This is a genomic window from Hydrotalea flava, assembly GCF_001623405.1.
Classification (GTDB): Bacteria; Bacteroidota; Bacteroidia; order Chitinophagales; family Chitinophagaceae; genus Hydrotalea; species Hydrotalea flava.
In genome coordinates, this window is record NZ_LUHG01000101.1 from 39,594 (window position 1) to 51,194 (window position 11,601).

Here is an 11,601-nt window from a genome sequence, read left to right on the forward strand (position 1 = left end):
AGATAAGCGTGGCTGGAAATATGTTTTCCTGCTTACTATGTTGGCACTGTCAACGTGCCCCATGGTTTTATTAAACAAACCAGCATAGCTAATGGTTTTGCATATTCTATCACAATAAAATCAACACAATGCCATATTATATTCAAAGAGGGAATATCCCGCCTAAACGACATACCCAGTTTAAAAAATCTGATGGATCATTATATTCAGAACAATTATTTTCTACCGAAGGCTTTAGTAACGATTATGCCTTGCTGTATCATTATCACCCGCCCACTCAAATAATAAAAACAGATGCTGCTGTAAATGTTACACCGGTAGTAGCCGAAGAAAAAATGCTGCATCACCGGTGTTTTGAAACATTTACTATAAAACCGGTACCCGATTTTTTGGAGAGCCGTAAACCTTTACTGGTGAATCGTGATTGCATGGTAAATGTAGCTGCTCCGGAAAAAAGTATGGAAAACTATTTTTATAAAAATGCAGATGCAGATGAGCTGCTTTTTATTCATGAAGGAAATGGTATTCTACATGCGCAATATGGCGATCTTTATTTTCAGTATGGCGATTATATTGTTATACCCAGAGGAACCATTTACCAAATTAGTTTTCAAAACAACAGTAACCGATTACTGATAGTGGAATCTTTTAGCCCCATTCGTTTCCCCAAAAAATATGTGAGTAAAAATGGCCAGTTGTTAGAACATTCTCCTTATACAGAACGCGATTTAAAAGTACCTGAATTTAAAGAGCCCGTTGATGCTAAAGGCGATTTTTTGATTCAAACAAAAAAACAAGGCATGCTGTATGGTGTTCATTATGCACATCACCCGTTTGATGTGATAGGGTGGGATGGCTGTTGCTATCCCTATATTTTAAGTATTCACGATTTTGAACCCATCACTGGCAGGGTACACCAACCCCCTCCCATTCATTTAACATTTGAAGCCAATAATTTTGTGGTTTGTAGTTTTGTGCCCCGGTTATATGATTATCATCCACTCGCAATTCCGGCACCTTATAATCACAGTAATATTGATAGTGATGAAGTTTTGTATTATGTAGATGGCGATTTTATGAGCCGTAAAAATGTTAGCAGAGGAATGATTACTTTACATCCTGCAGGAATACCACATGGTCCACATCCTGGAGCAGTTGAAAAAAGTATTGGTAAAAAAGAAACACGGGAACTGGCGGTAATGGTTGATACTTTTCATCCACTGCAACTCACAGAAATAGCTATTAATATTGAAAATAAAGACTATGTAATGAGTTGGGCAGAATAAAATTTACAGAAAAAAGCCTGCCCGGATGGAAAGGCGTTGCTAAAGTTTGTTTGTTTCGGAGGAAAGATTTGTGTTGCAATCTTTATTCAAACTGCTATGCAGCGAAATTTGGCACTAAAAAAACATTATTGCAATTACAAATGAGCCAAATTAGTCTGTTTTTTGTTCGCATAATTTTTTTATATTCATGGTCTAAAAATTTGCCAATATGATACCATTCAACGATCTTAAAATAGGTGATTATGTAAAATGCACCTTTGAAGGAAAACAATGGGAAGGGGAAGTAACCGACCTTAACCATGATGAAAAACAGGTATGTGTAGCAACTGAAGTACAGGAATTTTGGTATGAACCTGATGATTTAGAACCCCTGCCACTGAATGATGAACAATTGCAAAAACTACATTTTAAAAAAGAAGTTCAGGCAGATGGTTCCATTAAATATAGTAAGGGTGCTTTTAGAATGTTAATACCCGGTGAAGGCAATTTTTCAGGTTTAGATATGTGGTACAGAGAAGATAGAAGATATCATCCCAACGTTCATTACATCCATCAATTGCAAAACCATTATGCAGATATGACTAAAATTCATTTAACAACTGCACCCATGTAACAGTAGTTGTAATTTTTCCTTTCATCAAAAACAAGAGCAGTCTTTTGGACTGCTTTTTTTCTTTACCTATATTCACAACTTTAACTGCATAATCGGCAGTAGATTAAATTATTGAAGCTTATAAATAATTGATTGTATGAGAAAATGGCTTATGTTATTTGTTTTGTTTTTGGTGTCAGGAAGTTTAATGGCACAAAACACCATTACCAGTCCTGAAGAATTTTTGGGTTATCCTATTGGAAGCCGCTTTACCAGGCACCATCAAATTGTAGATTATTTTAAACTTATTGCAAAAGAAAGGCCAGATTGGGTAACCATTCAACCTTATGGTACAACCAACGAAGGCAGGGAATTAATGGTTGCCATAATTGCCAATCCGGAAAATCATAAGCAACTGGAAGAAATCCGAAAAAATAATTTACGATTAACCGGTTTATTAAAAGATAATGTTACACCCGTAAGTAATAACGTACCCCCCATTGTGTGGTTAAGTTATAATGTGCATGGTAATGAAGCCGCATCAAGCGAAGCTGCTATGCTAACTTTATATACTTTATTGAAACCCGATAATAAAGAGGCCCAGGAATGGTTACAACATGACGTCATTATCATGGATCCCTGTATTAATCCCGATGGTCGCGACCGTTACATTAATTGGTATAATAGCGTAGTTGGCGTAAATATGAATGTGGATGTGCAGTCAAGAGAGCATGTAGAACCCTGGCCTGGTGGCAGAACCAATCATTATAATTTTGATTTAAACCGCGATTGGGCCTGGCAAACACAAATTGAAACACAACAACGCCTGAATTTATACCAGCAATGGATGCCGGAAGTACATGTTGATTATCATGAACAGGGTTTTAATGAACCTTACTATTTTGCACCGGCTGCAGAGCCTTATCATGAAGTAATTACAAAATGGCAGAGGGATTTTCAGGTATTGATAGGTAAAAACAATGCATCTTATTTTGATAAAAATGGATGGCTATATTTTACCAAAGAGCGCTTCGATTTATTTTACCCATCTTATGGTGATACTTATCCATTATACAATGGCGCAATTGGAATGACGTTTGAGCAGGGTGGTATACGTGCAGGCCTTGGTGTAATGAATGATGATGGTGATACACTTACACTTCGCGACAGGGTAATGCATCATTTTACAACCGGTATCTCAACAGTTCAGGTATCTGCACTCCAACATCAGCAATTAATAGATAATTTTAAGAAATACTACGAGAATAATAACAATGCTGCCAATAGTGTATACAAAACCTATGTTGTTAGCAGTAATGATCTCAATAAAATCAATGCAGTAAAAAAATTACTCGATAATAATCGAATTGAATATGGTGTGATGGAAGGAAACTACAAAGGCTATCATTATGTTAATAATGCTATGGAAGATGTAAAACTGCAGAAATATCAATTAGCGGTATCCATGTACCAGCCTAAAAGTAGTTTGGCAAGGGTTTTATTTGAACCGAAATCAAAACTTTCAGACAGTGCTACTTACGATATTACTGCATGGAGTATTCCCTATACTTTTGGGTTAGATGCTTACGCTATCAATGAAAAGATAACTTTAAAGCAATTTCCTGGTGCAGTAAATGTTGCCAATGTTGTTGCAAGTGATTATGGCTATATTATTCCCTATCAATCATTTAATGCTGCAAAATTGCTGGCATACTTAATAAAAAACAAAGTGAAAGTACGGGTAACTGCCAAACCAATTACCTACAATAATATTACTTATCCCGATGGAACGCTATTGGTTTTAAAAACCAGTAACGATAACGTAAACTGGGTATCGTTAGTTCAGTCGGCTGCAACTTTGTATAATATTACACCCGTTCCCGTAAACACCGGATTAATGCAGAAGGGGCCTGATTTTGGAAGTCCTGATATTCAGGTTATTCATGCCCCTAAAGTAGCTTTAATAACCGGTGAACAAAGTTCTGCAACCGATGCAGGCGAAGTATGGAATTATTTTGATAAAGCATTGCAATATCCGCTTACCTTATTAAATGCTGTTGATTTGTACCGTTTGAATTTAAGTGCTTATACCGTTATCATCATACCGGATGGGTATTACAGGGTATTGAATGATAAAGCTGTATCAGAAAAATTGAAAAATTTTGTACAAGGCGGCGGTAAGTTAATTACCCTGCAAAATGCTACCGCAATTGTTGGAACCAATTTATTTGGCCTAAAATTAAAAGGGCAAAAAACAGACGACACCATTTCAGTAAATAAATTACCTGTTTATGATCAGCAAAACAGTGATCGTTTATCTTTTTCCATTCCCGGCAGTATTTATAGTGTTCAGTTAGATAATACCAACCCATTGGCGTATGGTTACGATAAAGTTTATTATACATTAAAACAAAATGATCAGGTATACGAATATGTTAACAATGGATGGAATGTAGGAACAATTGCAGATAACAATTATGTGGCCGGTTTTGTAGGTAACCAGTTAAAAGATAAAATTAAAAATGGCGTATTGTTTGGCACACAACCTGTAGGAAAAGGCATTTATGTATTTATGGCTGATGATCCAATTTTCAGAATGTTTTGGGAAAATGGAAAATTGATGTTTGCCAATGCTGTTTTCATGGTTAATTAATTATTATAATATATTTTTTATGAAATACCCGAATTTATCTGGCATTTTTGTTGGGTTTCATCCTTCAATTATACCCGATTTTTCGCTTAAATTTTGTATATTGTTCATAAAAAATGAATCCGCTTTGGTCGCAATTTATTTATCATCAAATTTTTAAAAAGAAAAGCTTTTTTATAAACAAAGACGATTCCAGTTATAAAAAAGCCAAAGGATTCCGTTTTTTCAAGCTGCTTTTCTTTCGATTGATAAAAGATGTGGTATTGATGTTGGGTGGAATTTTTTCAGCAGCCTTTGGATTAAAAGGCTTTTTATTACCCAATAAGTTTATTGATGGTGGTGTAACCGGTATTTCATTATTGATGGCCGCACTTACCCATTTGCCCATTTATGTTTATATTATTCTAATCAACATACCTTTTATTTTAATGGCATTTAAAGTTATCAATCGGGCATTTGCCATTAAAACTACTTTCGCAATTACAGGTTTGGCCATGTGTTTGGCATTTATTCAGTTTCCGGTAATTACAAAAGATCATTTGTTGGTAGCAGTATTTGGTGGATTTTTTTTGGGCGCCGGTATCGGACTTTCTGTTCGGGGGGGTGCAGTAATTGATGGTACCGAAATTTTGGCTATTTTTTTAAGTAAAAAATTACGAACTACCATTGGGGATATAATTGTTATAATTAATGTAATGATATTTTCTGCTGCAGCGTATTTACTTTCTATTGAAGCAGCCATGTATTCACTCATTACTTATTTGGCAGCTTCGAAAACCTTAGATTTTATTGTAGAAGGTATTGATGAATATATTGGTGTTACCATTATTTCGCCTTATCATGAAACTATCCGGCAAATGATTATTCATAAAATGGGAAGAGGCGTAACGGTGTATAACGGTAAACGCGGATTTGGCAAAAATGGCGAAACCAAAGAAGTAGATATCATTTATACAGTAGTAACCCGTTTGGAATTGAATAAATTAAGTGCAGAAATTGAACGGATAGATTCAAATGCATTTGTTGTAATGAGCAGTGTAAAAGACACCAAAGGTGGAATGATTAAAAAAAGAGGATTATAGACGATTGTAAATCAAATCTTTGAATTAGATTTTTGATCTAATGTTTTAACGTGTTGTGCTATTAAAATCTGTTTTCGTTTGAAACTCATTGCCTAATGGTGTTTCAGTAAACTCTGTATAACTAATGGCTGTTGAGCCAAGTTTATTGAAACATATGCTCAGTAAGCTTTTCAGAGCTTAATAGCACAACGCGTTAATATTTTAAAACATGCACATGCTATCGAAGCTATTATTGAACGTTCTTCCGAGCATAGTTATGTAAACCTTATTTTGAAAGATAACGGACAGGGATTTGATACCTCAAAAAACCAAAGGAATTGGCCTAAGAAATATTGCGAACCGGCTTTTGCTGCACAATGGTAAATTGTTAATTGAATCTTCTCCGGGCAATAACTGCACTTTAAAAGCTAATATTTTTATTGGCAATGAATTTGATCGTGTTATTTAAATTCATGGTATCTGCAATCAGAAAGCTTTCAATAAACTGAGAAAAACAGGATAATGGTCACTATATCCGTTTCTAAATTGGTATCCATCCCATGAACGCATTGGATATCCTTTATACTTTCCAATATTTTCGGTTAAAAAAGAAGCATTATAAATACCACTTCTATAATAAAAAAAACCTTTCTGTTTTTTATCTAACCATTCTTGCGACAAAATAATTTGATCAAAAAGCGCCCAGGCATCCTGAAAAGCAAGTGTGCCAATGCCTTTCATATAAAGCGCATGAAATGGGTTATACAAATTATTGGCAATGGCTTTTTCTTTTGCACCTAAAATCTGATAAATACTTTTGTTGGATGGATTGTCGTTGAAGTCGCCCATGATGATAATTTTTCTTCCTATCTCAATTTGTTTAATGCTGTCTATATGCCGTTTTAATACATTCGCAGCATACATTCTTGCCGGTTCACTGGCATTGGTTCCTCCATATCTGGATGGCCAGTGGTTGATGTATATGTCAATGAGTTCTCCGTCCAGAAATCCTTCCACCCATAAAATATCTCTGGTATATCTGCTTGTTTTACTTCCTTCCGGTAAAATTACCTGAATGGCTTTGTTTTGAATGACTTTGAAATAGGAGGGTTGGTAGAGCAGGGCAACATCAATTCCTCTGGCATCTCTGCTGTCATAATGCACAAACGAGTAGTTGGCAGTTCTCAACCTGGAATGGTTGACGATATCGTTTAGTACCCAATCATTTTCTATTTCTGCCAGCCCAATGAATGCAGGCAAATTGCTGTTATTTTCCTTTGTATTGCTGCCAATACTGGCCAATGTCTGAACAATGTTATTTAATTTACTGGTATAAATTGTGCCGGAATATTTTCTTGCTCCTGTTGGGGTAAACTCCTCATCTCTGTATAACGGATTTTGAATCGTGTCATATAAATTTTCTGTATTATAAAAAACAATGGTAGCTGATTTGAAAATGGATTTTTGTTGGCTATTTGCAAGCAGGCATGTTACAAGAAATAGTGAGAATATTGGTTTCATTTCAGAGAGGATTATGCTTAAAAAATAAAAATATTAAAAAATAGTTAAAGTAATTAAAAAGTTTATTAAATTTAATTTTTAGATGGCAATTATTCTGTTTTGGTGTGAGAGGATTGATGCCGGATAGTGCGTTAGGTAAGTGGGTAAAACTGCTTTGCTTAAATACCATATCTATATGCATTATGTTTTTCTCTTTTTTTGTCTGGGTGGCTTTAGTATGCTCATGGCCCAGCCGGTTACAGATACATCAAAAAATACGGAAAGTGTTTACTGGCAGCAACTTCGCCAACAAACTGCTGATGAAATGGCGTTGGTATCATTAGAAGATGCTACATTGGATGGCGAAAATAATCAACAGTATGCATCTTTACTTTCAGCCGGAAGAGATGCATTTTACAATGCTGCAGCTTTCAATTGGAATATTGCTCGTTTTAAAATGCGTGGCTATTCCAAATCTTTATTTACTACTTATTTAAATGGAGTGCCACTCGATAATCTGGCTAATGGCAATACATTGGTGAACTTATGGATGGGGTTAACAGACGTATTTAAATCCCGTGAAATGGTAATAGGGTTACAACCCAATCAATTTTCTTTTGGCAATCTGGGCAATGTCATCAATATTCATATTGCACCCATTCAGCAACAACGTCAAAATATTTTAAACTACAGCGTTGCCAATAAAAATTATTCCCATCGCATCAATTTTACGCATTACAGTGGCCAGTTAAAAAAGGGATGGTCATTTATATACAGCACTGCATGGCAATGGGCAAAAGAATCTTATGTTCCAGGTACTTATGCCAATTATTTATCACTCTTTTTTGCTGCCAATAAAATCATTTCATCTAAACATTTGCTCACATTTAGTTTTTTAGGGTCTTCTGCAATAAATGGTCAGGCTGCAGCCACAACTTTAGAAGCTATGCAATTGGCAGGTAATCGTTATTATAATCCCAATTGGGGATATCAGAATAACCGGAAGCGCAATGCAGCTGAACATCGAAATATACAACCACTAATTGTATTGAATTATCAATGGAGGATTGATCAGCAAAGTACTTTCAATTTGGGGGCATTAGTTAGTATAGGGCTACAAAAAAGCAGGGGTTTAGATTGGCACAATGCACCTGACCCTCGTCCGGATTATTATCGGTATTTACCCTCTTTTCAAACAGATCCGGATTTACAAATGCAGGTAAAAAAACGATTGGAAAATGAACCGAATTTATTGCAACTGAATTGGAAAAATTTTTATGAAATTAACCAAAATAGTAAAGAAACCATTGCCAATGTAAATGGTATAAATGGCAATAATATTAACGGACTAAGAAGTAATTATATATTAAGAGATAATAATGTGATGAATACTTTTTTTGCACTTTCTCCTGTATTGCATAAAAACTATTCAGGAAACTGGCAGCTCACTGCCGGAGGCACTGTTCAATATCAGCAAAGCCATTATTTTCAAACGGTAAACGATTTATTAGGGGGCGATTTTTTTGTGAATTGGAATCAGTTTGCTAACCAGAATCTGGTTGCGAATACAAATGCTTTACAATATGATATATTGCATCCTAACCGATTGGTAAAGAAGGGTGAAAAATATGGATACGATTTTCAAATAAATATCTGGAAGGCTTCCCGTTTTTTTCAGATTTTCAAACAATTCAAACACTTTGATTTTTTTGCTGCCGAGGCATTGAGTTATACCGGTTTTCAACGATTAGGTTTAGTTAAAAATGGTTTGTTCCCCCAAAGCTCTTATGGCCCTTCTACAACAAATACTTTTCTCAACTATGCATTTAAATCGGGGATTACTTACAAATTAAATGGTAAAAATTACTTCAGTTTAAATATGGCCTGGCTTTCAATGCCACCTTATTATTCAGATGTATTTCTATCACCCCGAACAAGAACTGCTACTCAGGACAATATTACCAGCACAAAATATGCAGCATATGAATTAAACTATCATTTAAATACTTCATTCATTAAATTACGTATTACCGGCTATTTAACCACAATTAAAGATGCATTAAAAATTTATACATTTTATGATGATGGTGTAAAGGGTTTTGTGAATGATGCTTTAAGTAATATTAACCAGATGAATGCGGGTATAGAATTGGGTGCTGAACTGAGATGGAATGACAAGCTACAATTTGCAGGCGCTTTTGCTTTGGCCAATAACCGCTATACCAACAGGCCTCAGGCCATCGTAACTTTCGACAATTCTTCTGAACTGATTCAAAAAGAAACAGTTTATATTAATAATTTTAAAGTGCCCGGATCACCGCAGCAAGCTGTGAATATTGCCGGAACATTTCGACCATCCCGCAAATGTTTTGTATCTGTTTCCGGTAATTATATGGCAGATAATTGGCTCAGTTTAAATCCAATCAGAAGAACCGAAAGGGCAGTGCAAGGCTTAGATACAAAAAGTAATGCGTTCAATGCTATTATTCGTCCCGAAAAATTACCCGATTATTTTGTTGTGAATTTGTTTGCAGGTTACCAGTTTGTAATGCCTGCAATTCAATCAAAAATAAAATCAAACCATTTGTTTGTGAGTTTAGGTATTACCAATTTGCTCAATAACAAAGCAATGGTTGCCGGCGGGTATGAACAAATGCGATTTGATTTTGCCACACAAAATCCGGAAAAATTTCCTCCAAAATATTATTATGCTTATGGGATACAATATTTTTTGAGTACTAGTTTAAAATTTTAAATCCAATGGTATGATGAAAAAATATGCACCATTTTTTTATTTTGCAGCCTGCTTTTTTTTAATGAATAGTTGCGCAAAACCATTTGATGCACCTCCTGCAAATGATACACTAACACTTAACGCAAATACTACTATCCGGCAGTTAAAATTATTGCATGTTAAAAATAATTTTGAAAGGATAACAGATGATTTAATTGTTAGTGGTATTGTAATTGCAAATGATCAATCAGGTAATTGGTATAAGCAAATTATTATTCAGGATGAAACCGGAGGAATTACTGTACGAATGGATGGTAACAATTTGTTTACCAATTACCCTGTAGGAAGAAAAATTGCAGTGAAAGCAAAAGGTTTGTATTTGGGTGATTATGGCGGCGTGATACAATTGGGAGCAGGTATTGATAACAGCGATCCCAATAATCCAAGCCTAATTCCGCTTCCAACATCTTTATTCGATAAATATGTTTTGAAAGGTAGTTTGAACAATCAGGTTATCCCCAGGTTAGTAAATATCAATACACTTTCTGCAAACTTGCAGGATACATTACAAAGTACTTTAATTCAGTTAGCCGATGTAGAATTTGCTGTAAATGAATTAGATAAAACTTATGCCGATGCAGTGGGTAAGCAGGCCGCAAACCTAACCATAAAAAATTGTTCCGGTAACAGTATTATATTACGAACAAGTGGTTATGCAGATTTTGCTTCCAATAAAATTCCGGCAGGCAATGGTAATCTGGTTGCGGTTTTTGCAATATTTGGAACGACCAAACAATTGTTGATTCGTGATACTTCAGATGTTCATTTTCAAAATGCCCGATGTGGGAACAGCACTGTCAGTAAAATTTCAATTGCTGCTGTTCGCAATAGCTATAAAGGTACTGCATATACTTATCAGGAAGATAAATTCATCAATGGTATTGTTATTTCAGATGCAACTGCGGGAAATATTCCTGAAAATGAAATGATTTTGCAGGAAGATTCAAATATGCCGGGTATTCTGCTCCAATTAAATACCGGGCATGGTTTTAAAATGGGCGATTCGGTAACTGTTCAATTAAATCAGGCCATGCTAACCAAAGAAAACAATATATTATTGCTGAAAAATATGGATACTACCGCTATTACAAAAATTGCCGGTTCAAAAAAAATTATTCCCCGAATGGTTACTATTCAGCAATTACAGGATAATATTACCAATTGGGAATCTACATTGATTCAATTGAACTATCCGGCAATCAGTGGAACAATTTGGAATAATGCTGTTCGTTTATCAGACCCATCCGGCAGCATTGATTTATTTACTTACTCAACAGCAAATTTTTATAATACACCGGTTCCTACTCAAGCAGTTAATAAACTAACAGCAATTGTAAGCTTTCATCAAACCGGTGCCGTTATTATGTTGCGTAATTTGAATGATGTTGAATTGCTTTCAGGAGGTAGTGGTAATTTGAACAATGTTATTCAATTAAATCAATCTCCTCTTCTCATCAACTTTGATGATATTGCCAATGGTTTGCCAAACGGTTGTTCTGTTTACACAAATGCAGGTAGCAATAGTTTGGGCAATGTTGCCAATTTTGCTACTTCAAAAACAAGTTGGGGAAATACCACCGGCGGGTTTAAAAACTGTGCATCAGCAATTGGCCTTCCTGCAAATGCAACCACTACGCAACAAGACAATGCCATGAACAGGGCGGTAGCTCTTCGGCAAACCGGAACCGGTGGTTATGATCCTGGTGCTGTTCTTCTTT

The 11,601-nt window shown here is 35.4% G+C and carries 7 protein-coding genes; 6 read left to right on the forward strand and 1 reads right to left on the reverse strand.

What is annotated here, in order from left to right; genetic code table 11:
- Nucleotides 1-128 precede the first annotated feature (128 nt).
- The 4 genes from A0F92_RS13550 to A0F92_RS13570 all read left to right on the forward strand — a co-directional run bounded on the left by A0F92_RS13550 (nt 129) and on the right by A0F92_RS13570 (nt 5,610).
- Nucleotides 129-1,286, forward strand: a complete 1,158-nt coding sequence (locus A0F92_RS13550; RefSeq protein WP_068247279.1) for a homogentisate 1,2-dioxygenase — start codon at nt 129-131, stop codon at nt 1,284-1,286.
- A gap of 208 nt (nt 1,287-1,494) precedes the next feature.
- On the forward strand, nt 1,495-1,899 hold the full coding sequence (locus A0F92_RS13560; RefSeq protein WP_068247285.1) for a hypothetical protein: 405 nt from the start codon (nt 1,495-1,497) through the stop codon (nt 1,897-1,899).
- 136 nt (nt 1,900-2,035) lie between these two features.
- On the forward strand, nt 2,036-4,531 hold the full coding sequence (locus tag A0F92_RS13565) for a M14 family metallopeptidase (protein ID WP_068247286.1): 2,496 nt from the start codon (nt 2,036-2,038) through the stop codon (nt 4,529-4,531).
- Between the two features lie 113 nt (nt 4,532-4,644).
- Complete coding sequence (locus A0F92_RS13570; protein ID WP_068247288.1) at nt 4,645-5,610, forward strand: YitT family protein; 966 nt, start codon at nt 4,645-4,647, stop codon at nt 5,608-5,610.
- Nucleotides 5,611-6,075: 465 nt separating this feature from the next.
- Here A0F92_RS13570 and A0F92_RS13575 read toward each other — a convergent pair whose 3' ends face one another.
- A complete protein-coding gene (locus A0F92_RS13575) occupies nt 6,076-7,110 on the reverse strand; it encodes an endonuclease/exonuclease/phosphatase family protein (protein ID WP_068247290.1) in 1,035 nt (344 codons plus the stop codon).
- A gap of 175 nt (nt 7,111-7,285) precedes the next feature.
- On the opposite strand from A0F92_RS13575, the gene A0F92_RS13580 reads away from it, so the two are divergent.
- Nucleotides 7,286-9,844, forward strand: coding sequence for a TonB-dependent receptor (locus A0F92_RS13580; RefSeq protein ID WP_167517093.1), 2,559 nt, complete (start codon nt 7,286-7,288; stop codon nt 9,842-9,844).
- A 10-nt stretch (nt 9,845-9,854) separates the two neighbouring features.
- The coding region (locus A0F92_RS13585; RefSeq protein ID WP_253810481.1) for a DUF5689 domain-containing protein at nt 9,855-11,601 on the forward strand (1,747 nt) is incomplete at its 3' end.

Coding starts and splice junctions, on each gene's coding strand:
- A0F92_RS13550 (WP_068247279.1), top strand. CDS start 129: ATGCCATATTATATTCAAAGAGGGAATATCCCGCCTAAACGACATACC.
- A0F92_RS13560 (WP_068247285.1), top strand. CDS start 1,495: ATGATACCATTCAACGATCTTAAAATAGGTGATTATGTAAAATGCACC.
- A0F92_RS13565 (WP_068247286.1), top strand. CDS start 2,036: ATGAGAAAATGGCTTATGTTATTTGTTTTGTTTTTGGTGTCAGGAAGT.
- A0F92_RS13570 (WP_068247288.1), top strand. CDS start 4,645: ATGAATCCGCTTTGGTCGCAATTTATTTATCATCAAATTTTTAAAAAG.
- A0F92_RS13575 (WP_068247290.1), bottom strand. CDS start 7,110: ATGAAACCAATATTCTCACTATTTCTTGTAACATGCCTGCTTGCAAAT.
- A0F92_RS13580 (WP_167517093.1), top strand. CDS start 7,286: ATGCATTATGTTTTTCTCTTTTTTTGTCTGGGTGGCTTTAGTATGCTC.